Annotated in this window: 23 protein-coding genes; 9 read left to right on the forward strand and 14 right to left on the reverse strand. The window is 70.3% G+C overall.

Annotation, left to right across the window (positions count from 1 at the left end; all coding sequences use genetic code 11):
- Nucleotides 1–53: 53 nt before the first annotated feature.
- On the forward strand, nt 54–737 hold the full coding sequence (locus ACZ3I4_RS10745; protein WP_465381658.1) for a hypothetical protein: 684 nt from the start codon (nt 54–56) through the stop codon (nt 735–737).
- Nucleotides 738–764: 27 nt separating this feature from the next.
- Here the strand turns inward: ACZ3I4_RS10745 and mgrA are convergent, their stop codons facing one another.
- Entirely contained in the window at nt 765–1754 is a 990-nt protein-coding gene (mgrA, locus tag ACZ3I4_RS10750; RefSeq protein WP_465381846.1) for an L-glyceraldehyde 3-phosphate reductase, read from the reverse strand.
- Between the two features lie 230 nt (nt 1755–1984).
- Here mgrA and ACZ3I4_RS10755 point away from each other — a divergent pair, with 230 nt between their 5' ends.
- Together ACZ3I4_RS10755 and ACZ3I4_RS10760 are read left to right on the forward strand one after the other, a co-directional pair.
- On the forward strand, nt 1985–2668 hold the full coding sequence (locus ACZ3I4_RS10755; RefSeq protein WP_465381659.1) for a hypothetical protein: 684 nt from the start codon (nt 1985–1987) through the stop codon (nt 2666–2668).
- Between the two features lie 4 nt (nt 2669–2672).
- Nucleotides 2673–3794, forward strand: coding sequence for a 5-methyltetrahydropteroyltriglutamate--homocysteine S-methyltransferase (locus ACZ3I4_RS10760; protein ID WP_465381660.1), 1122 nt, complete (start codon nt 2673–2675; stop codon nt 3792–3794).
- On the opposite strand, the gene ACZ3I4_RS10765 is transcribed toward ACZ3I4_RS10760, so the two are convergent.
- The gene (locus tag ACZ3I4_RS10765) at nt 3791–4618 is read right to left on the reverse strand and encodes a Rossmann-fold NAD(P)-binding domain-containing protein (RefSeq protein ID WP_465381661.1); all 828 of its coding nucleotides are present in this window, start codon (nt 4616–4618) and stop codon (nt 3791–3793) included. The two genes, ACZ3I4_RS10760 and ACZ3I4_RS10765, sit on opposite strands and share 4 nt — an antisense overlap.
- Nucleotides 4619–4657: 39 nt before the next feature.
- On the opposite strand from ACZ3I4_RS10765, the gene ACZ3I4_RS10770 reads away from it, so the two are divergent.
- Nucleotides 4658–5935 carry an AraC family transcriptional regulator gene (locus tag ACZ3I4_RS10770; RefSeq protein ID WP_465381662.1) on the forward strand — a complete coding sequence of 426 codons (1278 nt, stop codon included), beginning with the start codon at nt 4658–4660 and terminating at the stop codon, nt 5933–5935.
- Here ACZ3I4_RS10770 and ACZ3I4_RS10775 read toward each other — a convergent pair.
- From ACZ3I4_RS10775 to murD, 8 genes are all read right to left on the reverse strand, one after another.
- A complete protein-coding gene (locus ACZ3I4_RS10775) occupies nt 5913–6842 on the reverse strand; it encodes a carbohydrate ABC transporter permease (protein ID WP_465381663.1) in 930 nt (309 codons plus the stop codon). The two genes, ACZ3I4_RS10770 and ACZ3I4_RS10775, sit on opposite strands and share 23 nt — an antisense overlap.
- A gap of 18 nt (nt 6843–6860) precedes the next feature.
- Nucleotides 6861–7769 (reverse strand): carbohydrate ABC transporter permease, encoded by a 909-nt coding sequence (locus ACZ3I4_RS10780; RefSeq protein WP_465381664.1) that lies wholly within the window; start codon nt 7767–7769, stop codon nt 6861–6863.
- 29 nt (nt 7770–7798) lie between these two features.
- Nucleotides 7799–9235, reverse strand: coding sequence for an N-acetylglucosamine/diacetylchitobiose ABC transporter substrate-binding protein (gene ngcE, locus ACZ3I4_RS10785; RefSeq protein WP_465381665.1), 1437 nt, complete (start codon nt 9233–9235; stop codon nt 7799–7801).
- Between the two features lie 43 nt (nt 9236–9278).
- Nucleotides 9279–10193: a carbohydrate ABC transporter permease gene (locus tag ACZ3I4_RS10790; RefSeq protein ID WP_465381666.1), complete on the reverse strand. Its 915-nt coding sequence runs from the start codon at nt 10191–10193 to the stop codon at nt 9279–9281.
- Nucleotides 10193–11182, reverse strand: a complete 990-nt coding sequence (locus ACZ3I4_RS10795; protein ID WP_465381667.1) for a carbohydrate ABC transporter permease — start codon at nt 11180–11182, stop codon at nt 10193–10195. Before ACZ3I4_RS10795 ends, ACZ3I4_RS10790 begins: the two co-directional genes overlap by 1 nt.
- A gap of 68 nt (nt 11183–11250) precedes the next feature.
- Nucleotides 11251–12564, reverse strand: a complete 1314-nt coding sequence (locus tag ACZ3I4_RS10800) for an extracellular solute-binding protein (protein WP_465381668.1) — start codon at nt 12562–12564, stop codon at nt 11251–11253.
- A 51-nt stretch (nt 12565–12615) separates the two neighbouring features.
- Nucleotides 12616–13590 carry a MurR/RpiR family transcriptional regulator gene (locus tag ACZ3I4_RS10805; protein WP_465381669.1) on the reverse strand — a complete coding sequence of 325 codons (975 nt, stop codon included), beginning with the start codon at nt 13588–13590 and terminating at the stop codon, nt 12616–12618.
- A 514-nt stretch (nt 13591–14104) separates the two neighbouring features.
- Nucleotides 14105–15457: a UDP-N-acetylmuramoyl-L-alanine--D-glutamate ligase gene (murD, locus tag ACZ3I4_RS10810; RefSeq protein ID WP_465381670.1), complete on the reverse strand. Its 1353-nt coding sequence runs from the start codon at nt 15455–15457 to the stop codon at nt 14105–14107.
- Between the two features lie 63 nt (nt 15458–15520).
- Here murD and ACZ3I4_RS10815 point away from each other — a divergent pair, with 63 nt between their 5' ends.
- Together ACZ3I4_RS10815 and ACZ3I4_RS10820 are read left to right on the forward strand one after the other, a co-directional pair.
- Nucleotides 15521–16822 (forward strand): MurL-like N-terminal domain-containing, encoded by a 1302-nt coding sequence (locus ACZ3I4_RS10815; RefSeq protein WP_465381671.1) that lies wholly within the window; start codon nt 15521–15523, stop codon nt 16820–16822.
- A gap of 5 nt (nt 16823–16827) precedes the next feature.
- A complete protein-coding gene (locus tag ACZ3I4_RS10820; RefSeq protein ID WP_465381672.1) occupies nt 16828–17403 on the forward strand; it encodes a cupin domain-containing protein in 576 nt (191 codons plus the stop codon).
- A gap of 10 nt (nt 17404–17413) precedes the next feature.
- On the opposite strand, the gene ACZ3I4_RS10825 is transcribed toward ACZ3I4_RS10820, so the two are convergent.
- The gene (locus tag ACZ3I4_RS10825) at nt 17414–18880 is read right to left on the reverse strand and encodes a globin (RefSeq protein WP_465381673.1); all 1467 of its coding nucleotides are present in this window, start codon (nt 18878–18880) and stop codon (nt 17414–17416) included.
- 1537 nt (nt 18881–20417) lie between these two features.
- Complete coding sequence (locus ACZ3I4_RS10830) at nt 20418–21557, reverse strand: MalY/PatB family protein (protein ID WP_465381674.1); 1140 nt, start codon at nt 21555–21557, stop codon at nt 20418–20420.
- 159 nt (nt 21558–21716) lie between these two features.
- On the opposite strand from ACZ3I4_RS10830, the gene ACZ3I4_RS10835 reads away from it, so the two are divergent.
- Both ACZ3I4_RS10835 and ACZ3I4_RS10840 read left to right on the forward strand, forming a co-directional pair.
- Nucleotides 21717–22382 (forward strand): hypothetical protein, encoded by a 666-nt coding sequence (locus ACZ3I4_RS10835; protein WP_465381675.1) that lies wholly within the window; start codon nt 21717–21719, stop codon nt 22380–22382.
- Nucleotides 22383–22471: 89 nt separating this feature from the next.
- A complete protein-coding gene (locus ACZ3I4_RS10840; protein ID WP_465381676.1) occupies nt 22472–23278 on the forward strand; it encodes a TrmH family RNA methyltransferase in 807 nt (268 codons plus the stop codon).
- A gap of 42 nt (nt 23279–23320) precedes the next feature.
- Here the strand turns inward: ACZ3I4_RS10840 and ACZ3I4_RS10845 are convergent, their stop codons facing one another.
- Both ACZ3I4_RS10845 and ACZ3I4_RS10850 read right to left on the reverse strand, forming a co-directional pair.
- Nucleotides 23321–24439, reverse strand: coding sequence for an SPFH domain-containing protein (locus tag ACZ3I4_RS10845; RefSeq protein WP_465381677.1), 1119 nt, complete (start codon nt 24437–24439; stop codon nt 23321–23323).
- Nucleotides 24440–24476: 37 nt separating this feature from the next.
- A complete protein-coding gene (locus tag ACZ3I4_RS10850; RefSeq protein ID WP_465381678.1) occupies nt 24477–24926 on the reverse strand; it encodes an NfeD family protein in 450 nt (149 codons plus the stop codon).
- A 156-nt stretch (nt 24927–25082) separates the two neighbouring features.
- Here ACZ3I4_RS10850 and ACZ3I4_RS10855 point away from each other — a divergent pair, with 156 nt between their 5' ends.
- Nucleotides 25083–26399 (forward strand): serine hydrolase domain-containing protein, encoded by a 1317-nt coding sequence (locus tag ACZ3I4_RS10855; protein ID WP_465381679.1) that lies wholly within the window; start codon nt 25083–25085, stop codon nt 26397–26399.
- Nucleotides 26400–26443: the final 44 nt, after the last annotated feature.

Here is a 26443-nt window from a genome sequence, read left to right on the forward strand (position 1 = left end):
CGGAGGCACTAGCATGGCCGCGATTCGATGGACTGCAGCGAGGACGTGGCATCATGCGGTGGTTTCGGCGCGGGGCCAGTCAGCAGAAAGACAGCACCGAGGCGCGGGCGCTGGTCGACGACGTCCGCGCGCGTTACGGGGCCCATCTGCACGCGACGTTCCACGAGCAGGCCACCGCGTGCGCCGCGCAGCTGGCCGCCGCCGACGAGGACGGGCTGGTCGCCGCGGCGACGATCGTGCGCGAGTTCGCCGACGACGCCCACCGGGATCTGAGCGCGCAGGCCGGCTACGCCGTCGATCGCCGCAACTACCGCCCCCTATGGCGCGACGCGCGCGGCGGCCCCCGGTGGAACCTGTTCGCCCTGCCCTGTCGCCTGCACCCCTACGTCCAGGTCAGCGCGGCCGTCACGGTGCTCGGCGAGCAGGCCAAACGGGCCGCGCGGCGCACCGATCCCGTCCCCTTGACGGCCCAGGTCTTCGAGATCCTCGACCTCACCGTGGTCGGCTGGGAGTTCGCCCGGGTCCGCCCCGACACCGACATGGCCGGCCTGGCCCACCGGCTGATCGGGACCGCCCGTGACCTGCGGGCCGCGATGAGCGACGAGCCCCCGCTGCCCGACCCCGTGCGCGAGCTGATGCGCCGCAACAACACCATCAACGTGTACGACCCGCAGACCCCGCAGGTGGTCGGCGGCTTCAACCCGGGCAAGGAGATGCGCGAGGCGCTGCTGGCCTGAAGCAGCGCCCCACGCGGGCCGGATCGCTCAGCTCTCGCTGGAGCGGGCCCAGAGGTTGATGCCCGATTCGGTGGCGTGCTTGTCGATGTCGGCCAGCTCGTCCGGGCTGAACTTGGTGTTGTTGAGGGCAGCCACGTTGTTCTCGAGCTGGGCCACGCTGCTCGCGCCCAGCACGACCGACGTCATCCGCGGGTCGCGCAGGGCCCAGGCGATCGCCATCTGGGCCAGGGTCTGACCGCGCCGCCGGGCGATGTCGTTCAGGGCGCGGATCTTGGCCAGGTTGTCGTCGTTCAGCCAGTCCGGGGTGAGCGACTTGTCCTCGGTCGCGCGTGAGCCCTGGGGCACGCCGTCGAGGTAGCGGTCGGTCAGCATGCCCTGGGCCAGCGGTGAGAACGCGATGCAGCCGGCGCCCACGCGTTCGAGCTCGTCGAGCAGGCCCTCCTCGATCCAGCGGTTCAGCATCGAGTACGACGGCTGGGAGATCAGCAGGGGCGTGCCGAGGTCGCGCAGGATGGCCGCCGCCTCCGCGGTCTTCTCGGGCGAGTAGGACGAGATGCCCACGTACAGGGCCTTGCCCGCCCGGACGGCGGCGTCGAGCGCGCCCATCGTCTCCTCGAGCGGCGTCTCCGGGTCGTGCCGGTGCGAATAGAAGATGTCGACGTAGTCCAGGCCCATCCGCTTGAGCGACTGGTCGAGCGACGCGGTCAGGTATTTGCGGGAGCCCCAGTCGCCGTACGGGCCGGGCCACATGTCGTAGCCCGCCTTCGAGGAGATGACCAGTTCGTCCCGGTAACCCGCGAAATCCGTGGCCAGAATGCGGCCGAAGTTGCTCTCGGCCGACCCGTACGGCGGGCCGTAGTTGTTGGCCAGGTCGAAGTGCGTGATGCCGAGGTCGAACGCCCGCCGCAGGATCGCGCGCTGCGTCTCGAGCGGCCGGTCGTCCCCGAAGTTGTGCCAGAGGCCGAGTGACACGGCCGGCAGTTTGAGGCCCGAGCGCCCGGTGCGGCGATATTCCATGGATGCGTAACGGTCAGCGTCGGCGGTGTAGTTGGTAGACACGCCTCCACCCTCGTACGGGAAAGTTGCCGTGTCCAACGGAACGGCCAGCTCCGTCGCCGCCGGCTCCCGGCTCCCGGCTCCCTGCTCCCGGCTCCCTGCTCCCGGCTCCCGGCTCCCGGCTCCCGGCTCCCGCAAAATCAAACCACGGGTTGACGCGGCCAGGCAGCGCCCTCGGCAGACTTGCCGACGTGAGATTACGACTCCGGTGGATTCTGATCGGCCTCGCCGCCCTGGTGGTGGCGGTGGTCGGCGGGCTCGCGTTCGCCTATCCGTCGGCCGCCGCGACGACGTGCCCCCGCTGCTACGGGCTGGCCCCTGTCGGCGACGGCCTTTACAGCGAACGCGACCTCAGCGCGGCACAGAAACAGCAGCTGGAGGGCTTGGCGGCCGAGGCGCGCCGGCGGGTCGAGGCTTTCTACGGCGGCCGCGAGTCCGACCCGCGGCTGGTCGCCTGCTTCACCGACGACTGCTACGACCGCATCGGCGGCGGCGGTGAGAAGGGCATCGCGGTGCTCAACCGGGCGGTCATGCTGTCGCCGCGCGGGCTCGACGCCGTGATCGCGTCGCACGAGATGGCCCACGTCGAGCTGCACCAGCGGCTCGACGGTGCGGTGCCGCAGTGGTTCGACGAGGGGCTGGCCGTGGTCGTCTCGGGTGACCCGCGCTATCTGGGCGAGCACTGCCGGCCCTACGACGGCCCGCTGCCCGAGACGCTGCCGGCCTGGCTCGAGGCGGCCGGCGCCGATCAGCAGGTCTATTCCCGGGCCGGGTGCCGGGTGCAGCGGTGGCTCGACGCGAACGGCGGACCGCATGCCGCATTGAGTCTCATCGATAGCCTTAACGGTGGCGGCGCGTTTCCGGAGTTACGGTGAGCCGATGACGATCCGTGAGACGCCACCGTTCCGGGCCGACCATGTCGGCAGCCTGCTCCGCCCGGCCGCTCTGCTCGAAGCGCGCGAGCGCCGCGCCACCGGCGAGATCGGGGCCGACGAGTTGCGAGCCGCCGAGGACGCCGCGATCCGCGACGTCGTGCGCATGCAACGCGACGCCGGCCTGCGCTCGGCCACCGACGGCGAGTTCCGCCGCACGTCCTGGCACATGGATTTCATCTATCGCCTCGGCGGCGTGCATCCGACCGACGAGAAGATCCAGGTGCATTTCCGCAACGCGGAGGGCCAGCTCGACTTCGAGTCGGCGGCGCTCGCCATCGACGCGCCGATCCGCTTGACCGAAACCATCTTCGGTGACGATTTCGCGTTCCTGCAGTCCATCGTGGACCCGTCGGTCACGGCCAAGCTGACCATCCCGTCGCCGAGCATGGTCCACTACCGCGGCGGCCGGGCGGCGATCGATCCGGCCGTCTATCCGGAGGAGGACCAGTTCTGGGCCGACCTCAGCGCGGCCTATGCCGAGCAGGTGCGCCGGGTGGCCGAGCTGGGCTGCCGCTATCTGCAGCTCGACGACACGAGCCTGGCCTATCTCAACGATCCGGCCCAGCGCCGCCTGCTCACCGACCGGGGCGACGACGCCGAGCACCAGCATCTGCGGTACATCCGCCAGATCAACGCGGCCATCGCCGACCGGCCGGCGGGGCTGTCGGTCACCACGCACATGTGCCGGGGCAACTTCCGCTCGTCGTGGACGGCCGAGGGCGGCTACGACTTCGTGGCCGAGGCGCTGTTCAGCGAGCTGGCCGTCGACGGCTTCTTCCTGGAGTACGACGACGACCGGTCCGGCGACTTCGCTCCCCTGCGTTTCGTACCGCCCGGCAAGATGGTCGTGCTCGGTCTGGTCACCACCAAGCGCGGCGCCCTCGAATCGAAGGACTCGCTGAAGCGGCGCATCGACGAGGCCGCCCGCTACGTGCCGCTCGAGCAGCTGTGCCTGTCACCGCAGTGCGGCTTCTCGTCCACTGTGGAAGGCAACACCCTGACGTACGACGAGGAAGTCGCGAAGCTCGCCCTGATCGTCGAGACGGCCGAGGAGGTGTGGGGCTAGAGCCAAGTCTTGACGAGAGTCTCGCTGGCCTCCCAGAGCTCGCGCCGGCGGCCGGAGAGGACGCGCCCGGGTATGGGTAGAGGCGCGCAGCCGGGGCCGTAGAAGCCGGCCGCACCCGGGCTGGCCGCGGTGGCCTCTGTGGCCCGGACGGTCGCGGTGGTCGGGCTGGTCGGGCTGGCCGGGCTGGCCGGGGTGGTCGCCAGCGTGACCGGGGTGGCGGCGGCCTGGGCGGGGGTGGCGCCGATGCGGTTCTGGACGGCGTCGAGCAGGTAGCGCAGGGGTGCGGGCACGCCTGGGGCGTCGCGGAACACGCGGGTGGCCACCAGGCCGGGGAAGACGCAGCTCACGGACACGCCGGGCGAACGGGTGGCCAGCTCGACGGCGAACAGGTCGCAAGCGAACTGGGTGCGGCCGGCGATTCGAAGGCCCCGGCCGCCGGCACGGAGGTTCAAGTCGTCCATCGGGCCTAGCGTGTCCTTGTAGCGGCCGGCGTTGGCCACCAGCACTACGCGGCTGCCCGGCTCCAGGAGCGGGAGCAGACGGCGTACGAGCAGATAGCGCGACAGATAGTTTAGCGCGAACGCTCGTTCCATCCCCTCGGCCGTGTGCGAGGCGCGCAAAGTGAACACTCCGGCGCAGCAGACGATCGCCGCGAGGGACGGTTGGCGGGCGGCCACCTCGTCGGCCGCGCGGGCGGTTTCGCTCAACAGGCTCAAATCGGCGCGGATCATGCCGCCGCGGCCCACGGTCAGCGCCCGCTCCCCCAACGCGGCCGTCACTGCGCCGCCGATTCCGGTCGATCCGGTTACCAGTACGTCATTCATGCTCTCGACGCTAGGAACGGGCGGCGGGACAATCCATGTGTGTCCGTCCCGCAGAGCACACCGGACGTCCTGGGACTGGTGCTGCGTGAGATCAGCTTCGCCAGTGCGGCCTACCGGTGGATCGAGATGGCAACGCCGTTCCGCCTGGTCTTCGACCGGCCGGGGCTGCGCGGCGTCCACCTGATCGCCGACGGCGTCTGTGAGCTGGTGCTGGCCGACGGAAAAGTGACACCGCTCGCGGCCGGAGACACCGTGATCCTGCCGCGAGGCGACGACCACGAGCTGCGCCGGGGCCACGCGGCTACGGCCACCTCCGGCTTCGAACTGGCGGCCCGCACCCCGGGCGCACGGCTGCGGGGCGGCGGCGCGGACGCACAGCTGCGGGACGGCGGCCCGGGCGCACAGCTACGGGACGGCGGCCCGGGCGCACAGCTGCGGGACGGCGACCCGGGCGCACAGCTGCGGGACGGCGACCCGAATACACAACTGCGGGACCCCGGCTCGGACGCACAGCGACGGGACGGCGGCCCGAACACACAACTGCCGGACGGCGACTCGAACGCACAACTGCGGGACGGTCTCTCGGGCTCGGTGAGGGCGGGCGCGGACCGGCCACCGCCGGTGAACTCGGAGAGGACGACCATCGTCTGTGGGGCGTTCATCGCCGGCGAGCCAGGACATCCCGCGTTGCTCGGCCTGCCCCGGGTGATCCACGTGCCCGGGATGGGTGGGCAGCCGCCGGCCTGGCTCGCGCCCTACGTCGAGGTGTTGCGGCAGGAGGCGTTCGACGCCGGGCCGGGCAGTGACGTGGTGATGGCCCGGCTGTCCGACGCGCTGATCGCCCGGGCGTTGCGTGAGACCGGCACGGCGACCGAGCATCCGGGCTGGCTGGCGGGACTGCGCGATCCGCATCTGGCCGTCGTGCTGGGCGCGCTGCACGCCGATCTGGCCCGGCCGTGGACGCTCGCCGAGCTGGCCGCGACGGCGGGACTGTCCCGGACGGCGTTCTCCGCCCGCTTCAGCGCGGCGGTGGGCGAGGCGCCGATGCGCTACCTGCAATCGCTGCGGCTGCACCACGCCCGCCGGCTGCTGCGCGACGAGCGGCTGACCGTCGCGGTGGTGGCGGCCCGGGTGGGCTACACCTCGGACGTGGCCTTCGCGGCTACGTTTCGCCGCGTGGTCGGGATCCCGCCGGCCGAGTGGCGCCGCCGGGCCACGAAACCCGGAGACGACGAAGCTCCTCGCCGCGGGACGGACCGCGAGGAGGAGCTTCGTCAGAGGGAAGTCCGGAGAGTTACTTCACGGCGCCGGCCGTGAGGCCCGACTGGATCTGACGCTGGAAGATGGCGTACACGATGATCATGGGCAGGATCGTCAGGACGAGGGCGGCGAACAGCGTGGACCACTCGGCCTGGTAGCCCGCGGACACGCTGATCTGCGCGATGCCCTGGGTCAGCAGCAGCTTCTGGTCGGCGCCGGGGCCGCTCATGATGACGACCGGCAGCAGGTACTGGTTCCACTGGCCGACGATGTTGAAGATGGTGATGCTGACCAGGCCGGAGCGCGCCATCGGCATCATGATCTGGAAGAACTTCCGGACGTGCGACGCGCCGTCGACGGTCGCGGCCTCCTCGATCTCGTACGGGAGAGATTTGAAGAAGGCGGCCAGGAAGAAGATCGTGAAGGGCAGCGAGTACGCGATGTAGACCAGGATCAGGCCGGTGAACGAACCCAGCAGGCCGAGGCCCTTGAGGATGTAGAACAGCGGCGCGAGCGCCATGAACGTCGGGAACGCCAGGCCCGAGACGAACAGGTAGTAGAGCGCCCGGTTGCCGGGGAACCTGTAGCGGGCCAGCACGTACGCGGCCATCGCGCCGAACAGCATGGTGCCGGCCGTGCTGATCAGCACGACGAACACGCTGTTGAGGAAGTAGCGCCCGATGTGCGCGTCGCTCCACGCGTTGACGTAGGTGTCCAGCGAGAACTGCGCGGGCAGCGCGAACGGCTTGCCGAGGAAGATCTCGGTGTTGCTCTTGAACGACGCGAGCAGGACCCACAGCAGCGGGCCGGCCGTGATCAGGGCCCAGGCCACCAGGGCGACGTGCGAGAGACCGTTGGCGATCTTGAATTCACGCTTGGTGTCCGGCTTGCGTCCGGCGCTCTTGGGAGCGGCGGGCGGCACGGGTACGGCGTCCGTGCCGGGAGTGCTTGTCAGGTTGGTCATCGTCTCGCCTCTCGCCGATCAGGCTTCGACGGATTCGCGCTTGGTGGCCGAGAGGGTCACCCAGGCGAAGGTCAGGGTCAGGAAGAAGAGCACCACGCCCAGCGCGGAGGCGTAGCCGGCCTGCGAGAACTCGAAGGCGTTGCGATAGATCATGAGGCTGAGCACCGAGGTCGCGCCGTCGGGGCCGCCGCGGTCCACGGTCATGATGTTGACCAGCGCGAACGCGTCGAAGGCGGCGATGCCGAGGTAGACCCAGGCCACCTGGATCGTGTTCCAGAGCAGCGGGATCGTGATCCGGAAGAACAGGGTCATGCGGGTGGCGCCGTCGATAGCGGCCGCCTCGTACACCTCGGTCGGGATGTTGCCCATGCCGGCCGAGAACAGGACGACGTAGAAGCCGACCGCCTGCCAGACCAGCACCACGAGGATGCAGCCCATGGCGTAGCGCTCGTCGGCCAGGAACAGCCACGGCGACCACGACTCGGGGAGCAAGCCGTTGATCATGCCGCTCTTGTCCGGCCCGAACACCCGTCCGAAGATCACCGCGACGATGGCCAGGGCGAGCAACTGCGGGAAGAAGAAGATGATCCGGTAGACCTTGGAGCCCCAGACGCCCCGGGTCACGCCGCCCTTCGACCCGCCGCCCACGTTGAGCAGGAACGCGAAGACCAGCGCCAGGATCACCGTGATGATCGGCAGGAAGATCAGCAGGAAGATGTTGTGTTTGATCGACTGCCAGAAGGTCGAGTCGTCCCACATCTTCTGGAAGTTGCCGAGGCCGACGAAGTCGGAGACCGGCCCCAGCCCCGACCATTCGTAGACCGAGAGGTAGAAGGCCTGGATGTACGCCCAGACCACGAAGACCGCGTAGAGCGCCACCGGCACGACAAGAAAGCCGATGATGAAGGGATACTTGCCGTGCCGCATGGCGCCTACCGTCCTGCCTTACGAGTTGATCAGCTGCGGGTGAACTTGGTGGCGGAGGAGTCCTTGGCCACAGCCTGCGAGGCCTTCTCCATCCGGTCGCAGAACTTCGCGGCGTCGTAGTCCTTGAACATCAGGTCGTTGGCGGCCGCACGCGACTCGTCGTCGAGCTTCTTGTACCAGGTGTCGAACAGGTAGCCCATGAAGACGTCCTTGCCGGCCTTGGTGACAGCGTCGTTGGCGCTGGTCAGACCGGGCGAGATCGTCACGCCGTCGGAGGCGCCCGCCACCACCGTAAGGGACTTGGTGAGCTTCGTGAACTCCAGCGCGGCTTCCTTCGAGAGCATGGTCCGCAGGTATTCCTTGCCACCCTGCGGGTTCTTGCTCTTGGCGGCCGCGAAGTAGATCTCGCCGGCGGCGGCGTTGATGGCCGTGGCCGGGAGCTTGTCCGACGCGGTGACGCTCGGGTACGGCGCGATCGCGTACTCGAAGCCGGACGGGGTGTCCTTGGCCTGCTCGTTCTCGAGCCAGGAGCCGCACGGGTAGAACGCGACCTTGTCCTGGTTCTGCTGGAGCTGAACCTCGGTGTGACGCAGGCCGAGGAACGTCTTGTTGATGTAGTTCTTGCCGATCCCGGCCCACGCCTCGGCCGCCTGCTTGATGGCGTCGTTGGTCCAGGCGCCCGGCTTCAGGTTGTCGATGTCCTTGAGAACCTGCTCGGTGCCGATCTTGCCGGCGCTGGTCAGCAGGGCGCGGACCATGTAGTACGACGCGTTGGCGCCGGCGAAGCCGAACGGCGTGATGCCCGCGGCCTTGATCTTGTCGCACAGGGCGGTGAACTCGGCCCAGGTGGTCGGCGGGGTCCAGTTGTTCTTCTTGAACAGGGCCGCGTTGTACCAGAGACCGAAGACCGTGTACGAGTAGTTCACCGCGAACGGCTTGCCGTCGTAGCTGCCCTGCTCGACCGCGCCCGGCACCAGGGTGTCGGCCACGGTCTTGCCCGCGATGTCGAGCGACGGCGCGGCGAACAGGTCGGTCAGGTCGGCCGCCTGGCCGGCCTTCACGATCGCGCCGAAGTCCATCAGCTTCGAGCCCGAGTTGTTGATCATGTCCGGCGGGTTACCGGCGTTGATCCGGGGCTGGATGATCGTGGAGATCTCTTCGGTCTGCGAGTACGTGACCTTGGCTTCCGGCCACTTCTTGTTGAACAGCGGGGTGTCGACGTCGGTCGCGTACTTGGTGCCGAGACCACCGTTGAAGATCACGATCTCGACGCCGGACTTGGGGTCGATGCCCAGCGGGTTGTCCGCGGACTTCGTGCCGGTCGCCTGATCCTGGGTGCCCTCGTCGGAGCTGCCGACGCACGCGCTGAGCATGCTCACGGCGGGGGTGGCCAGCAGACCGACGGCGGCCGCACGACGCAGCAGCGTACGGCGGTCCAACTCGGGCTTGGTGAATATGTCGGTCACAGCATCTCCTCAGTGCTTGCTGTTTGGTACTGGTGTTGCCGAATCATCCCTTGACGGCACCGGCCGTGAGGCCTGTGGCGATATTTCGCTGGATGATCAGGAAGAAGATCACCACCGGGATGGAGGTGATGATCGCACCGGCCATGAGGGGCCCCCAGGCGGTACCGCGCGTTGTCTGGTTCTGCAACAGCCAGGCCATCAGGTTCTGCTTGTCCGGGCTGTTCAGGGTGTTGATGATGATGAACTCGTTCCAGGCCTGGATGAAGCCGTAAACGCTCGTGGCGACCAGACCGGGACCGGTCAGCGGCAGGATGATGCGCCAGAACACCTGAGCCCGCGTACAGCCGTCGATCATGGCGGCTTCGTCGAGTTCCCGGGGGATGCCGGAGATGAAGCCGCGAAGCGTCCAGACGGTGTAGGGCAGGATCAGCACGAGGTAGGTGATGCTCACACCGATCAAACTGTTGGTCAAATCCGCGCTCTGCAGCATGAGGAACAGCGGGATGAGCAACGACAGGAACGGGATGAGCTGAACCACCAGGACGACCAGGATGATCGCCTTGCGGCCGTAGAACGAGAACCGCGCGATCGACAACGCCCCGAGGAAGCCCACCACCAGGGCGCCGGCCACCGCCAGGAGCGTGACGATGACGCCGTTCAGCATGTCCTTGAGGAACAGCGGAGCCTTGAAGGCGGAGATGAAGTTGTCGAACGTGGGGTTGCTGGGCCAGAACCCCGGCTCCAGCGCGAGCACCTCGTCGGCCGGCTTGAACGCCGTGTTCAGCACCCAGTAGACCGGGAAGAGCATGAGCACGCCGAAGACGATGCCGATGGCGTTGGCCGCGATGGTGCCGGACCGGCTGCGCCCGACGGTGACGACACCGTCGTCGGGCTTGGCCCGGCGGCGCCGGACCGGGACGGTGGAAGCGGGGGCGGGACTCGCTGCGGGGGCGACCATCAGTCCACCTCTCCGATCCTGAACATCTGCCGGATATAGAAGATCATTACGCCGAGCATGAGAATCACGGTGATCACCGCGATGGCCGAGCCCAGGCTGTACCGCGACTGACCGAAGGCCTGCGTGTACGAGTACGTGGCGAGCGTCTGGAACTGGGGCTCGGGGTGGCCGTCACGGAGCACCCAGGCCTGCGTGAAGAGGCCGAAGTTCCAGATCACCGACAGCGTCGTGACGATCATGATGAGCGGCTTCAGGATCGGCAGGGTGATGTTGCGCAGCGACTGCCAGGGCGTCGCCCCGTCCACCGTTGCCGCCTCGAGCAGCTCCTTGGGCACCTGGGTCAGGCCCGCGTTGAGCGTGATCGCCAGGAACGGGATGCCCGCCCAGACCACCAGCGTGGTGATGACGCTCCAGCCCTGCCACGGGTTCACGAACCAGCTGTGGTTCTGGTAGTTCACGCCGGGGAGCAGGTCGATCAGGTAGTTCACGACGCCGAAGTCGGAATCGGTCATCCACCGGAAGATCTGGGCCGCGACCAGCTGCGGCAGGGCCCAGACGAACATCATGGCGACGATCATGAAGAGCCGGACGCCGCGGCTGACCCGGCGCATCAGCAGCGCGATGCTCAGGCCGACCAGCACCGAGATCAGCACGGAGACGAAGGTGAAGGCGACCGTCCGGCCGACCACCGACCAGAAGACCCCGTCGGTGAGCACCCGGGTGTACTGGTCGAAGCCGACCCACGGGGGTGTGCGGCCGCTGAGCAGCTCGCGCAGGCGCATGTTCTGGAAGGACAGGATGACCATCCGGACCAGCGGGTAACCCAGCAGGCCGGCGATCAACAGGAGTGCGGGCAGGGCAAGCAGCCACGGGGTACGGCCGCTGTCGCGCTTGCGGCGCTTGGGGGCGGCGTGACCGGGGACCCGGTTCTGCTGCGGCCCGCCGGGATCGCGGGGCCGTCGGGTCGCCGGGGAGTCGACGACGGACATCGGCGTTTCCCTCTCTAAGGGGGCGGGCGAGCTGCCCGCCCCCGAAGAGGCGGACAGCTCGGCGGATGTCAGCTCTCGTTGAGCGTGGTGTTGATCTGGTCGTCGGCCCACTTGGCGCCGTCAGCCACCGACTTCTTGCCGGTCAGGACGTCGGTCAGCATGGTCTGCAGGACCGCGCTCTTCTCGACGTCGGCCCACTTCTCGGCGTTCGGCGGGAACCAGCTGTTCTTCGCGGCCAGCGCGGCCGGCGCGATCTTCGGGTTGTCCGCGGCGGCCTTGTCCAGCAGCGCGGTCGCGTTCGGCAGCGCGTTGGCCTTGACCAGCCCGGCCATCGAGGTGCTGTCGGTGAACGCCTTGACCCACTGGGCGGCGAGCTCCTTGTTCTGGCTCTTCTCGGTGATGCCGAGGTTCGAGCCACCGAGGAACGAGGGAACCTCGGGCATCGGCGCGGCGGCCAGCTTGCCCTTGACCTTGGTGGCGACCAGCGGGGAGTCCGGGTTGTTCGGGTCCTTCTTGGTCTCCTCGGCCGCACCCTGCTCCCAGGCGTTGCCGTAGAACATGCCCGCGGTGCCCTGGGCGAACGTGTTGGCCTGGTCGTTCTCGTTCTTGGTGGGGTCGGCCTTCGAGTACTTCTTGGCCAGGTCGACCCAGCGCTGCAGGCCCTCGATCGAGGCCGGCTGCGAGAGCTGGCCGACCCACTTGTCGCCCTCCTGCTTGGCGATGTCGCCACCGGTCGACTTGACCCAGCTCATCGCCGCGTACCAGTACTGGCCCGGCATGTAGACGGCGCCGAACTTGCTGTTGGCCTTCTCGGCCGCCTGCAGCTTGTCGGCGGCCGACAGGAAGTCGGCGTACGACTTGGGCGCCTCGTTGATACCGGCCTTCTTGAACAGGTCGGTGCGGTAGATCAGCACGCGGGCACCGGCGTAGTAGGGCACGCAGTAGGTCTGGCCCTCGAAGTCACAGGCGCCCTTGAGGCCCTGCAGCCAGGAGCCCGAGTTCTCGTAGTCGGCCGGGTTGATCGCACCGAACGCGCCCGAGAAGACGTACTTCGGGAACTCGGTGTTGCCCAGCTCCACGACGTCGGGAACGTCGCTGCCGGCCAGGGTGGCGTCCAGCTTGGTGAGGTGGTTGGCCCACTGCTGGTACTCGACGTTGACCTGGGCGCCGGTGGCGTCGGTGAACCGCTTGCTGGCGTCGTCGACAACGTTCTTCCACGCGCTCTGCGCGTCGACCATCAGCCAGACCTTGAGGGTCTTGCCGGTGCCGTCGACCTTGCCGGAAGCCGAGGTGGTAGGGGCGTCTTCGTCGTTGGAGCCGCAGGCCGCGGCGCCGAGCAGCGTCGCCGCGATAGCCGCGACGGCGGCAATCTTGCGCTTCACGCTTCCTCCTGGGGAGTTATTTGCTGGGGATGGTGTGTGTGCGGATGGAACTCAGGTGGTGCTGCCGTCCTTGGCCGCCTTGTGGCCGTGTACGGCCTGTGCGGTGCGCTGGAACGCAGCGTGCGAACGTTCGTGGGTCCGCTGCGCGACGGCGACATAGAGAAGATCAAGGACGACCAGTTGCGGGTGCCGGGCGCTGAGCGCGTCCGGACGGAAAGTGGTCGCTTGGGTCGCGGTAACCAGGGTGATGTCGGCCAGCTCGGCCAGCGGCGAGCGCGGGAAGCTGGTCAGGGCGATGGTGGTGGCGCCCCGGCTGCTCGCCTCCGCGAGCAGCTCGATCGTCTCGCCGGTCTCCCCGCTGTGCGAGATTCCGAGCGCGACGTCGCCGGGCCGGGAGAGCGCGGCGCTGGCCAGACCGTTGTGCACGTCGGTCCAGGCCCAGACCGGCACCCCGATGCGGTGCAGGCTGAACTGCATCTCCTCGCCGACCAGCGCGGATCCGCTGGCGCCGAAGATGTTCACCCGGGGCGCGGCGGCGATCGCGACCGCCGCCCGCTCCACCTCGGCCAGGTCGAGCAGCTCGGCCGTGTCGTGCATGGCCTGCGTGTCGGCCGCCATGATCTGGCCGAGAACCCGCTCGAGCGGGTCGTTCGGCTGGATCTCGCGGCCGATGTCGACCGTCCACCCGGCGGAACGGGCGCGCCCGGTCTCCGCCGCGATGCCGAGCCGCAGATCCGCGTAACCGTCGAAACCGAGCGCCCGGCAGAACCGGGTGATGGTCGCCGGCGACGTGCCGCTGCGTTCGGCGAGCTCGACGATGGTGGCCCGCGAGGCGGCGGCCGGGTCGGTCAGAACCTGTTCGGCGACCCGGCGCAGCGCCCCCGTGAATTCCGGCAGCAACGAGCGCACCCGGGCCAGAACGCCCTGGTGGTTCGCGACGTGCAGGTCCGTGGTGGCCTGGTCGCCACGAACCAGGGAGTCGACCACCGCGGTTCCCGCGGCGCCGTCCATCTCCGGCTCGTTCATGGGCCACCTTTTCAGGAAGGAGTGTTTACTGTCGCGGTAAAAGTTCTTACTAACCGCCCCTCCGTGTCAAGGAGTTGGGCGAAGTTTTCAAACCGTTACCTGACCTGCGCCGATGAACGCGTGTTACGCCGGCACCACTTGACGGTCATCGATCCGGAAATGTTCTTTACGACGTGACCGCCATCACGTGACCGGGTTTGCCCGTATTTGTCGTGGCACTTTTTCCCATGTCGGACTGCCCGTTCGAACTAGCCACCATGGGCCGAACGGGCGATCTCCTGGCGGCTTTGAAACACCGTTTTTACCGGCGAAACAAGATCAAGATATTTATCCCGTACGCCCGGGCCACTCCCACGACGCACCGGGGCCGCTCTCTGGGCTGCGCAGACGCGTGTGCCCCGAGAGCCGATCAGGCGGCTTCCGGCCTCGATCCGGCGGTCACCGACGACCCGCTCGCCGCGGTGCTTTGTTTCCTCCTACGCACAGACCGCGCGTCCACGCCGTCGCCGCACATCTAGGCCGTCGCGCGGATCGCCTCCGCGAACGCCTCGGAACGGTGCTCGAAGTTGCGGAACTGCCCGTAGCTCGGGGCGGCCGGCGACAACAGCACCACGCCACCGGCCGGGGTCAGCTCGCGCGAGAGGCGTACGGCGTGGGAAAGATCTTCCGACGGCACGGTCCGGATGCCGGGCAGCCCGGCCAGCGCGGCCAGGATCCGCGGGCCGCTGTCGGGCAGGCCGATCACGGTGAGCTCACGGCCGGTCAGGAAGTCGCGCAACACCGAGTAGTCCAGGCCGCGGTCGGTGCCCCCGAGCAGCACGGTGAGTGGCTGGCCGGCGTAGGCGTCGATCGCGTGCATCGTCGCGTACGGGCTCGTGGAGAGGGTGTCGTCGACGAACGTCAGCCCGGACGGGTCGGCGATCTCGGTCAGCCGGTGCGGCAGCCCCTCGAACGAGGCCACCGCCTCCGCGAGCTGCGACGCCGAACTGGGCACGTCGATGCCCAGCCCGTCGAGCACGGCCAGCGCGACACACAGGTTGCGGCCGTTGTGCGCGCCCTTGAGCTTGAGCGTCGAGCGCGGGAACAACGCATCGTCGGAGCAGAAGACCATGTCGTCCTCGACCCGGAACCGCGAGTCGTCGGCGGCCGCCGGGATCGGCGGGAACCCGTTGGCATCGGTCACGCCCCGGATCTCGTCGCGCAACCGCTCGTCGGTGCCGTTCACCACGATCATTTCCGGTCCGTGGCGGAGCAGGTTGAGCTTGTCGCGGTAGTACTCCTTCTCGCCGCCGTGCGCGTCGAGATGCTCCGGGAACAGCGACGTCACCACCGCGACCCGGGGCGAATCGGTCAGATCGGCGCACTGATAGCTCGACAGCTCGAGCACATAGAGCGGGGCGTCGCCGGGCATGTCGAGCAGCGGGACGCCGATGTTGCCGCCGAACACGTTGGGCCGCCCGACCGCCGCCAGCAGATGGCTGATCAGGCTGGACGTGGTGCTCTTGCCCTTGCTGCCGGTGACGCCGATCGTGCGCGCGGCGTGATCGGCCATCCAGAGAGCGCTGCCCCCGGTGACCGTGACACCGCGGTCGCGCAGCTCCTTCATCCACGGGTGGGTCTGCGGCACGCCCGGCGAGCGCACCACAACATCGGCTGTGACCAGGGCCGGGAACGCGTGGTCACCGCCGGCCAGCGGCGCCCGCTCGGCCAGCTCGCCCTCCCACGACACCGAGAGGAAGTTCGCGCTGTCGTCCACGGCGATCAGCCGCGACGGCGCGTGCGCGGCGATGGCCGTCACCGCGGCCCGGCCCTCGCGGCCCGTGCCCCAGACCGCCACGGACCGGCCCTTCAGGTCTGCCAGACGCACGATCGCCCCTCCTCGTCGAGTCGCACTAGTATTGCCCGTCGGCCTTATGACAGGAGTTCCCGGGTGCAGTTCGACGTCATGCGCTTCCCCTCGTACGCTTTCGATCCCACGACCGGGGTGGCGACGTTCGACTATGTGCTGGACGGCCCGTCACCGCTGCACTTCACCGAGACGATCACCCTGCCGGTGTTCGACGGCCCGGTGCCCGAGGCCCTGCCGCGCGTGCTCGACCTGCTGCACGTCGTGGCCGGGGTCAGCTACTTCAAGGTCGGCGCGCCCGCCCGCGTGATCGCGCCCAAGCCGGTCGCGCCCGAGGTGGCCGCGTTCTTCACCGCGGTCTACACCAAGGGCATGGCCGAGTACGCGTACCGCAATCAGCGGCCGCACGTCCTGGAGCTGACGGTCGAGATCCCGGAGGGCACGCCGGCCGCGGCCACCCCGGTCGACAACAGCCAGGGCCGGCCCCTGTCGGCGGTCGGCGGCGGCAAGGACTCGATCGTCACCCTGGAGATCCTGCGCGCCGCCGGGCTCGACCCGGTGCCGTTCTCGGTCAACCCCAACCCGGTGATCGTCAACGTCAACGCCGCGTCCGGCCTGCCCGCCCTGGCCGCGCGCCGCCGCCTCGACCCGCGGCTCTTCGAGCTGAACAAGGCGGGCGCGCTCAACGGCCACATCCCGGTCACCGCGATCAACTCGCTGATCGCCATCGCCACCGCCGTCGCGCACGGCCTGGGCCCGGTCGTGATGTCCAACGAGCGCTCGGCCTCCGACCCCAACCTGATCTGGAACGGTCACGAGGTCAACCACCAGTGGTCCAAGGGCGTCGAGGCCGAGGGGCTGCTGCGGGCAGCGGTGACCGCACACGCCGGGCTGACCGAGCCGTACTTCTCGCTGCTGCGGTCCCTCTCCGAGCTGCACATCGCGCAGCTGTTCGCCCGTCACACCCAGTACGACGACGTCGTGACCAGCTGTAACAAGGCCTTCAAGCTGCACGATCCGACGGCCCGGTGGTGCGGCGACTGCCCCAAGTGCCGCTTCGTCTATCTGGCCATGGCCCCCGCCATGCCCCGTCCCCGCCTCAACAAGATCTTCGGCCACGACCTGTTCGCCGACCTGGGCCAGCTGCCCGGCTTCCTCGAACTGCTCGGCATCGACGCCCACAAGCCGTTCGAGTGCGTCGGCGAGGTCGAGGAGTCGCTGGTCGCCCTGTCCATGCTCGACGACGACGCGCCGGTGCTGGTCGCCCTGCGCGAGGCGGTCCCGGCCGAGGCCTGGTCGGCCGCCTCCCGCGACGACGTCCTCACCCCCGGCGGCCCGACCTTCGTGCCCCCCGCCTACGCCAAGATCCTCACCGACGCCCTCTGAGCCAAATGCCCGCCGACCCGCACGCCGCCGACCGCGGCCCAACGCTCCCCGCAGCCCTCTCGTCCAGTGCGGCCGACCCGCGCGCGGCGCTCTCGTCCGATGCGGCCGACCCCCGCGCGGCGCTCTCGTCCGATGCGGCCGACCCCCGCGCGGCGCTCTCGTCCGGTGCGGCTGACCCCGACGCGGCGCTCTTGACCGCCGCGGCCGACCTTGACGCGGCCGTCTACGTCGGGAAGGCCGATCTCGACGCGCCCGAGGAGCACGGCTGGCTGCTCGGGCACTTCCGGCCGCCCGGCGACCCCCGGCACAGCAGCGAAGTCGAGATCAAGTGGGGCCGCCACCCGAAAGGCGAGCGCCGCGCCCGCTGGGTGACCGGCGAGCAACGCACCGCCCTGCTGATCCTGATCAGCGGCCGCTTCCACGTCGAGCTGCCGGACCGCACGGTCGTGCTGACCGAGCCCGGCGACTACGTGGTCTGGGGCAAAGGCGTCGACCACTCGTGGCTGGCCGAACAGGAGTCGGTGGTGCTGACCGTCCGCTGGCCCTCGGTCGCCGGCTACAAGGTGCCCCTGCCCGAATAGGAGCGCCCGCCTATTCGGGTGGGTCGTGGTGGATGCGGTCGAGGGTCACGCCCAGTTGCTGCAGCGCGAGACTCGTGGCGGCCAGCATCAGGGGCGGGCCGGCCAGATAGACCTCGTGGTCGGACCACTCCCCGTACGCCGCGACCGCGTCGGTGACCAGGCCGGACGCGTACGGGCCGGGGTCGCCCTCGGAAACGACCGGCACGACCGTGGCCCGGCGTGCCGACCGGGCGACCGCGGCGATCTCGTCGATGTCGTAGAGCTCGTCCAGGTTGCGGACGCCCCAGAACAGGACCGCCGACCGGGGATCGCCGGTGTCGGCCAGCTCGGTAAGCAGGGCCTTCAAGGGCGCGACACCGGTGTCCCCGGCGATCATCAGCAGGTTGCGCCCCGGGGCCGGGGGCAGGGTCATCGCGCCTTCGGCCCGGCTCAGGCGTACCGGATCACCGGCCTGAGTGCCGTGCACCAGCGTGCCGCTCACGCCGGTCGTCGTCTTGGCCCGCACGTGCAGTTCGATCAGGTCGTTGCGGCGGGGGGCACCGGCCAGCGAGTAGGGCCGCCAGATCGCGGGCAGCTCCGGCATCTGGATCCGCGCGTACTGCCCGGGCCGCCACGGCATCGGCAGCGACGGCCGCAACCGCACCACGGCCAGGTCGGGCCGGCGCAGCTCGTGCGAGACGACGGTCGCGTCCCAGACCGGCGGCTCGTAGCCCGCACGGGCCCAGCCGTGGGCGATCCACTCGTACGCGTGCTGCCACGTCGACCGCCACGCGAGGTCGAAATCCTGCCGCCACTGCCCCGGCGCCATGCCCGCCCGCATCGCCTCGGCCAGGGCCGCCCCCACCAGCTGAAGATGCCCGGGCTCGACCCCGCACGCGGCCAGCGCCGCCCCGAGCCGCCCGGTCCCCTCGACCAGGACCGGCGGCCGGTCGAGGTGGTGGACGAGCCAGGTCAGCGCCCGGGCCAACTGCGCCGACTGGGTCGCGGCCCCGCCCGGAATAGCCGTGAGCAAGGACGGATGCGCCTGCAACAACGCCGCCCGCAGCCGCTCGGCCACCTCGTCGGGCCCACCCGCGAACGTCAGGCTGGTGCTCAGCAGCCGCTGCGTCTCCCGCAGCAGCGCGTCATCGGCCGGATCCATCCCGTCCCCCGCCGTGCCCCGCGCCCGCGAGACCATCGGCGGCATGACGTGCGGCATGTCGAACCCCGGCAGCCGGGGCGCCGGCGTCCGCGCTCCCGTCTCCGTCTGCGGCTCTCCGTGCAAAGACCCACCCTCATCCCGTACGCGGTGACCGCCACCCAAAGCCCACTCGGGCCGGGCGCCGCCCTCCACTTCGTGACCCTCCGGCCGATGAGGCCGGACCACCGGCCGCACCTCACCCGGCCCGCGCCGCCCCGGAAGCCCGGCGAACTGGTTCCGGTTGGGCCGCCCCACGGCTTCCACATCCGCGTAGCGCCCGGCTTCGTCGGGCGTCATCAATGCCTTACCCGGCTGCGCCCCACTTTCACCACCGCGCCCCGCCGCATCCGCCACATCTCCGGCAGCGTCGCCGAGCCCAGCCGTGTCGGCCCCCTCAAAGGTGCCCGCGGACGAGACAGAGCCGGCAGACGTGCCCGACCCGGCCGGAGCGTCCGGTCCGGCAGGCGCGCCGAAGCCACCAGACGTCACCGAGCCGGAGGGCGTAACGGAACCGGCAGAAGCTCCCGGCCCGGCCGGGCGGCGTGCGATGCCACGGCGTCCCCGCGCAAAGAACGGCCCGGACCCCGGCGGCGCGGGCTCAACGTCTGTGTAGTCGGAAGTGGACCGAGCGGCCGCTTCATCCGCCTCTCGCCGCGCGACCGACCTCGTCGGATCGATCAAGGGCGTCCACACCGGAGGCCTCGGATCTTTCGCCGCGCCCGGCGCCGGGTCGATCGGAGGCAGCCCGGCCGGTCGCAGGAGAGGCCCGTGCTCAGGAACCTCCAGCGCGTACGCATCTTCGCCGCCCGGCACGACGCTTCCGCGCGCCACCCCACCGACGCCCGCACCCCGGCGAATCGGACCTGGACCGGCCCGCTCCGGCAGCGGCTCGATCTCCGCACCGACTTGGCCGGTTCCGGCGCCGGGGCCGAGGCCCTCGGTTCCCGGCCGGTCCCTCTTGCCGGTCGGCGTCACCGGCCTGATCGGGCTCCGATCCCAGAAGGACCGCCCCGGCGTCGGCCCGCCGGCCTCGTGCGGTTCCGGCAGCGTGGCAGGCCGATCCGGTCCGCCGGCACCGCCGGCAACCGAACGCCGGCTACCAGCCGTTCCGGGCCTGAGCCCGGCCTCGCCGGCCGCGCCCGTCCCCAGCTGTTGATCGCCCGCCGACCCTGGCCCACGCAGTTCATCGCCGGCCGATCCCCGCGCGCGAAGTCCGCCGCCGGCCGCCCCGGGCCGACGAACTTCATCGCCGGCCACCCCGGGCCGACGAGCTTCCTCGCCGGCCTCGCCCTGCCGATGCGGTCCGTCGCCGGGCTGTCCCGAGCCGTCGCCGGCGCCCGGACGACCCGGCATCGCCGAGGCCCAGCGCGGCCGCAGCGACTGGCCGGCGTCATCGGCGGAGTGCGGCGGCGAGGCATACGGAGACGCGGCAAATGGCGGCCCGGCGTGCGGAGACGCCGTGTGTGGCGGCGCGGCGGGCAAGCCCGGACGGGTGGCCGGCGGTGGCAGGGCCTCGTGCGGCCCGGCGGGTGGCAGGGCCTCATGCGGGCCGGGTGGGGGCAAGGCCTCGTGCGACTCCGAGGGCGGCAGCGCGGGGTACGCCTGGGCGCGGGCGGCGGCTTCCTCCTGGTCGCGCAGGGCCTCGACCGTGTCGGCGATGCCGGCGGCCACCGCGTCGGGGGCGGCCTGCCTCAGGCGGATCGCCCGCAGCAGGGCGAGCAGATGCTGATCCGCCCCGGAACCGGATCCGGACGACACTGGAACACCCCCGCTTCGCAGATCGGCCGAGCAGTACAACCGTACTGCCGGACAGGGCCGCCTCGTCGCTCTACCGCTAGACGGCCGCGACAGCCGACATGCGCCTCACCGCCTCCGTGAGGATCTCGGGGCTGGTGGCGTAGTTGAGCCGGACATGTCCGGAGCCGGCGGCGCCGTATCGGGTGCCGGGCTCGAGGGCGACCCTGGCCTCGGTGAGGAAGCGGTCGCGGGGTTCGGCGTCGCGCCCCAGCGCCGAGGCGTCGAGCCAGGCCAGGTAGGTCGCCTCGGGCGGGCTCCAGCTCAGCTCGGGCAGCTCGGCGGCCATCAGCGCGCTCAGCTGGTCGCGCCGCGCGGCCAGCGTGCCGATCAGGGACGCCAGCCACGGGTCGCCGTCGGTGAACGCCGCGATCGAGGCCAGGGCGCCGAGATGCCCCGTACGCTCGCCGACCTCGGTGACCAGGCCGTCGACCACGCGGGTCATCGTGGGCGCGGCCGTGACCAGCGCGGCGCACTTGAGGCCGGCCAGGTTGAACGCCTTGCTCGCGGACACCGCGGTGATCGCGACCCCGGCCGCGCCGGGCACGGTGAGCAGCGGCGTGAACGTGGCCCCGGGCAGCACCAGCGCGGCGTGGATCTCGTCGCTGATGATCGGGACGTGGTAGAGCCGGGCCAGGCGCACCAGCTCGGCCAGCTCGTCGGCGGTGTGGACGCGGCCGACCGGATTGTGCGGGTTGCACAACACGTACGCCGCCGGGTGGGTCGCGAACGCCGCCTCGAGCCCCGCGAGGTCGAGCCGGTTGCCGGTCAGCGGAACCTCGAGCACCCGGCCGCCGGCCTCGGGCACCCAGTCGAAGAACGGCTGATAGACCGGCGGGCTGATCACCACCGGCTCGCCGTGCCGGATGAGCTGCCGCAGCACCTCGACCACCCCGACGCCGACGTCGGTCACCGGGCTGACGCGGGCGGGGTCGACCTCCCACCCCCACTGCCGGCCCGCGAACCCGGAGAACGCCTTGCCCAGCTCGGGCCCCGGCGCGTAATAGCCCAGGTCACCCCGGCGGACGGCGTCATGCAGCACCTCGGACACAGGTGGCGCGGGTTCGTAGTCCATCTCGGCGACGAACAACGGCAGCACGTCTTCGGGGAAGGCACGCCATTTCACGCTGCGCCGCAGTCGCAGCTCGGCCAGCGGGGGGACGACCAGTTCCGCGTTCATGTCCCCATCCTGCCCGCCCCCACCGACATTTTCGCGGGTGCCCGGAAGACGCCTTTTCTGGCAATTTGCTGCGATTCGGGGTCGGGTTTGGAAGGCTGCAACCAGGATTCCGACGGTTGCCCCCGGGCCGCTCGGCTTGAGCCCACACGAGGCGGAGCCATGAGCATCAGCCACCACCACACGGCCAGCGGACGGCCGTTGCGGGTTTCCCCGGCGTGGGTCGGCGGGGCCGGGTCGGCACAACATGAACACCTTCTTCCCGTACGGGAAGCAGTCTGGGTCTGGAGCGTCCGGAGGTATGCGCGGATGGCCCTCTGGGCTCTGCCCGCCGCCGCCCTGCTCTACGGCTGGACCACCCTGGGCATCGACACCCTGCCCGGTCCGCTCCTGGTCACGCTGGCCGCGACCTGGCTGTCGGCCGTCGCGATGATCGCCCTCGCCGGTCTGCTGGCCGGCACCCGCACCCGCCGTTCCGCGGTCGCCGGCCTGCTCGTCGGCCTGGCCGGCACGGTTCTCACCCTTCCGCTGGCTGCCCTGCCGGAGGGTGCCACCGCCGCCGGTTCCCCGCTCACGATCGACCAGCTGCGCCTGGCCGAGGTGGTCGCTTCGGCCGCGGTCGGGGCGGGCTGGGTGCTGCTGGGCTGGGCCGTCTTCCGCTCCCGGCTGGTCAACCCGGCCGACGGCGTCCTGCTGATGCTGGCCGCGGCCGCGATCGGCGCCGGCGCCCACGCCCAGCGCCCGCTGCCCACCGTCGGCGCGCTGCTGCTGCTCGCCGCGGGCACCGGCCTGGCCTGGACGGCCGGACGGCTCATCCCCAAGCACTGACCGGCTCGTCCCCGGGCGGCACAGATCCGGACTGGGCGGCTCGTCCCCGCGCACCGGCCCGACCGGCTCTGGTGGCATGCTCCATGACCGTGCCCGAGGTTCACCTGATCACCGACCCCGGCGACGACCGCCTCGGTGACTATCGCGCCCTGACCGATCTGGAGCTCCGCACGAAGTGGGAGCCGCCCAACGGTCTGTTCATCGCCGAGGGCGAGCTGGTGCTGCGGCGTGCCCTGCGGGCGGGCTATCGGGCCCGGTCCTATCTGGTCGACGAGAAGCGCACCGATCAGATTCTCGACCTGCCCGGTGACGCCCCCATCTATGCCGCCACGCCGGCCGTGCTCGAGAAGGCCACCGGCTTCCACGTGCACCGGGGGGTGCTCGCCTCGTTCCACCGCGTTCCCCTGCGTACGGCCGCGGAAGTGATCGCCCCGGCGAGGCGCGTGGCCGTGCTGGAGGACGTCAACAACCACACCAACATCGGAGCCGTGTTCCGGGGCGCCGCCGCGCTCGGCATCGACGCGGTGCTGCTGTCCCCGACGTGCGCCGACCCGCTCTATCGGCGCAGCGTGCGGGTCAGCATGGGCGAGGTCTTCGCGGTGCCGTACGCGCGGCTGGAGCCCTGGCCGGATGCCCTGCAGCAACTCCGCGACGCCGGTTTCACCGTACTGGCCCTGACGCCCGCGCCCGATGCCGTGCCGTTGCAGAAGGTCGCCCGGCGCGATCGGTCGGCGCTGCTGCTCGGGGCCGAGGGGCCCGGCCTGTCGAAGAACGCGCTGTCCGCGAGCGACATCCCGGTCAAGATCCCGATGCGGCGCGGGGTCGACTCGCTCAACGTGGCCGCCGCGGCCGCGGTCGCCTTCTGGGAGCTGGGCCGCGACGACCCGGAGACGTGAAAGGGCCGGCCCCCGAAGAGGGCCGGCCCTTTTGCCTGCGAGTTACGCGCGTTCGCGGTCCACGACGCCGTTGTAGTCGGCGCCGCCGAGCGCCGCGGACGGCGGAATCCGCTCGGGGGCCGGCAGCGCCGCCGTCTTGTCCGGGTCGCCGCTGACCTGCTGCTCCGCCTCGCGCACCTGGTCGTTGACCTTCTGCGCCTCGGCGGCGGCAGCCTCGGCGGCCGCGACGGCCTCCTCCTCGACCGCGGCCGAGTTGACGCCGGCCTTCGGGACGTCGCCGACCATGTTGGCCAGGCCACCGAGCGCGCCACCCATGCCCTCGAGGGCCCGGGTCAGCTCGGTCGGCACGATCCAGACCTTGTTGGCCGTGCCGTTGGCGATCTGCGGCAGGGCCTGGAGGTACTGGTAGGCCAGGACCTTCTGCGACGGGTTGGCCGTGTGGATCGCGTCGAACACCGTACGGATGGCCTTGGCCTGACCCTCGGCCTGCAGGATCCGCGACTGGCGGTCACCGTCGGCGCGCAGCACCGCGGCCTGCTTCTCACCCTCGGCGGTGAGGATCTGGGCCTGCTTGTGACCCTCGGCGTTGAGGATCGTGGCGCGTCGTTCCCGCTCGGCGCGCATCTGCTTCTCCATGGAGTCGCGGATGCTGGGCGGCGGCTCGATCGCCTTGATCTCGACGCGGGTGACCTTGATGCCCCAGCGGCCGGTGGTCTCGTCGAGCACCGTCGACAGGTGCCGGTTGATCTCCTCGCGGCTGGTCAGGGCACGCTCGAGGTCGAGCGAGCCGATGACGTTACGCAGGGTCGTGACCGTCAGCTGCTCGATGGCCTGCAGGAAGTTGGAGATCTCGTACGTGGCCCGTACCGGGTCGACGACCTTGAAATACAGGACCGTGTCGATCGAGACGACCAGGTTGTCGGACGTGATCACGGGCTGCGGCGGGAACGAGACCACCTGCTCGCGCATGTCGACCTTGCTGCGCACCGAATCGACGAACGGCACCAGCAGGTTGAGGCCCGGGCTCAGGGTCCGCTTGTACTTGCCGAGTCGCTCGACCACGTCCATGCGCTGCTGCGGGACGATGCGGACGCTTCGGAGCAGCGTGACGATGGCGAACACCACGATCACGATGATGAGGACGCCGATCACAGCTTCCATGGCAACCCTCTCTATGGGTTCTGAGGCATGTCTTGCGTTAAAGGTTCGAAATGTCGTCGCGCCACACGATGGCCGTGGCGCCGTCGACCTTGATGATGCGAACCCGCTCACCGGGCAGGTATTTCTCCTGGCCGTCGAAGGAACGGGCCTGCCAGTGCTCGCCGTCGATCTTGATCATGCCGTGTGCGCCGTCGATCTCTTCCAGCACGGTCGCGTGGCCGCCCTCGAGCGCCTCGACGCCGAACGGCGTGTCACCCGACTCGAGCGCGGGCCGGGCGTGCTTGAGGACGATCGGGCGCAGCGCGGTCACCGACAGGCCGGAGACCAGGGCAAAGACGATGACCTGGAGCAGCAGGGGCGCGCCCAGGGCGGCCGCGCCGGCCGCGGCGAAGGCGCCGATGCCGAAGAAAATGATCAAGAACGTGGCCGTGAAGGCCTCGGCGATCGCCAAGGCGATGCCAAGCACAATCCACAGAACCGCTTCCACGTATCGATCGTGACATGCCCGCGCACGTCCGGCGACGCTGCGTGCGCCCTCACGGAAAATGTCATCGAACTGCCATGCAAGCCGGGGCCCCCGGCCGCGTAGCCATATCGGCCGAGCGCAGTTATACCCATCAGTCGTATATCGAGAGGGTCCACCGTGTCGCTGCTGCCGTCGTTGTTGCCGGAGACCGGCCGACGGGTCGAGGAGATCGCCGTTCGTGCGCAGGCCGAGGGGCGTACGCCGTCCCTGGCCCTGGCGATCGTGCGGGACCGCGCGGTGCTGCACCAGGTGTTCGCGGGCGAGCACCCGCGGCCCGACGCGAAGACGCAGTACCGGCTGGGTTCGATCACCAAGACGATCACCGCCACGCTGGTCATGCAGCTGCGCGACGAGGGGTTCTTCGCGCTGGACGACCTGCTCTACCGGCACCTGCCCGGCACCCCGATCGGCGGCGTGACGCTGCGCCAGCTGCTCGGCCACGTGTCCGGGCTGCAGCGCGAGCCGGACGGGGCGTGGTGGGAGCGCACCGAGGGCGGGGACGTCGACAAGCTGCTGGCCGAGCTCGGCTACGACAAGGCCGTCGGCCCGCCGTTCCGCCGTTACCGGTACTCCAATCTCGCGTACGGGCTGCTCGGGGCCGTGCTCGAGAAGGTCACCGGCGAGGAGTGGCAGGCGCTGGCGGGCAAGCGGGTGCTCGATCCGCTGGGCATGAAGCGGACGACGTACGCGCCGGTCGAGCCGTTCGCCCGCGGCTACGTCGTGCATGCCCTCGACCGCTCGCTGCACGAGGAGCCGCGCCTGGACGCGGGGGCGATGGCCCCGGCCGGCCAGCTCTGGTCGACGATCACCGACATGGCCAAGTGGGCCGCGTTCTGGACCGACCCCGCCCCGGCCGTGCTGGCCCGCGAGACCGTCGACGAGATGTGCGCGCCCGTCGTCATCAGCGACCTCGAGTCGTGGACCGGCGGGCACGGGCTGGGCCCGCAGCTGTTCCGGGTCGGCGAGCGGATCTTCGTCGGCCACGGCGGCTCGATGCCCGGCTACGTCGCCCAGCTGGCGGTCCACCGCCGCAGCCGGCTCGGCGTGATCGTCTTCGCCAACTCGTACGGGCTGACCGGCACCACGATCAAGGAGGTGGCCCTGTCGGCGCTGGCCGCCGCGGTGGACGCCGAACCGGCGCCGGTCGCGCCGTGGCAGCCCCCGGTCCCGCCGACCGGCGAGGCGGCCGCCCTGGTCGGGCGCTGGTGGTGGATGGGCCGGGAGCACGAGATCACCCCGGCCGGGGACGCGGTCGTGATGACCGGGCCGAACCACCGGACCCGCTTCGTCCGCGAGGCCCCGGACCGCTGGCGCGGCGTCGAGGGCGACAACGAGGGCGAGGTGCTGCAGATCCTGCGGGACGAGGACGGGTCGGTGGAGGGCCTGGACATCGCCACTTTCGTTTTCAAGCGCGATCCGCAACATCTCGCATAGCGCTGTGGACAACCCGGGCCGGCCGCTTGACAAGCGGTAGCGTC

This window comes from Actinoplanes sp. NPDC021490 (genome assembly GCF_055562135.1).

Excerpts from the sequence above, each read along its gene's own strand:
- ACZ3I4_RS10760 (WP_465381660.1), top strand. The coding sequence starts at position 2,673 with ATGACGATCCGTGAGACGCCACCGTTCCGGGCCGACCATGTCGGCAGC.
- ACZ3I4_RS10765 (WP_465381661.1), bottom strand. The coding sequence starts at position 4,618 with ATGAATGACGTACTGGTAACCGGATCGACCGGAATCGGCGGCGCAGTG.
- ACZ3I4_RS10795 (WP_465381667.1), bottom strand. The coding sequence starts at position 11,182 with ATGTCCGTCGTCGACTCCCCGGCGACCCGACGGCCCCGCGATCCCGGC.
- ACZ3I4_RS10745 (WP_465381658.1), top strand. The coding sequence starts at position 54 with ATGCGGTGGTTTCGGCGCGGGGCCAGTCAGCAGAAAGACAGCACCGAG.
- ACZ3I4_RS10825 (WP_465381673.1), bottom strand. The coding sequence starts at position 18,880 with ATGACGCCCGACGAAGCCGGGCGCTACGCGGATGTGGAAGCCGTGGGG.
- mgrA (WP_465381846.1), bottom strand. The coding sequence starts at position 1,754 with ATGGAATATCGCCGCACCGGGCGCTCGGGCCTCAAACTGCCGGCCGTG.
- ACZ3I4_RS10805 (WP_465381669.1), bottom strand. The coding sequence starts at position 13,590 with ATGAACGAGCCGGAGATGGACGGCGCCGCGGGAACCGCGGTGGTCGAC.
- ACZ3I4_RS10830 (WP_465381674.1), bottom strand. The coding sequence starts at position 21,557 with ATGAACGCGGAACTGGTCGTCCCCCCGCTGGCCGAGCTGCGACTGCGG.
- ACZ3I4_RS10775 (WP_465381663.1), bottom strand. The coding sequence starts at position 6,842 with ATGACCAACCTGACAAGCACTCCCGGCACGGACGCCGTACCCGTGCCG.
- ACZ3I4_RS10790 (WP_465381666.1), bottom strand. The coding sequence starts at position 10,193 with ATGGTCGCCCCCGCAGCGAGTCCCGCCCCCGCTTCCACCGTCCCGGTC.
- ACZ3I4_RS10820 (WP_465381672.1), top strand. The coding sequence starts at position 16,828 with ATGCCCGCCGACCCGCACGCCGCCGACCGCGGCCCAACGCTCCCCGCA.
- ACZ3I4_RS10780 (WP_465381664.1), bottom strand. The coding sequence starts at position 7,769 with ATGCGGCACGGCAAGTATCCCTTCATCATCGGCTTTCTTGTCGTGCCG.
- ACZ3I4_RS10845 (WP_465381677.1), bottom strand. The coding sequence starts at position 24,439 with ATGGAAGCTGTGATCGGCGTCCTCATCATCGTGATCGTGGTGTTCGCC.
- ACZ3I4_RS10835 (WP_465381675.1), top strand. The coding sequence starts at position 21,717 with ATGAGCATCAGCCACCACCACACGGCCAGCGGACGGCCGTTGCGGGTT.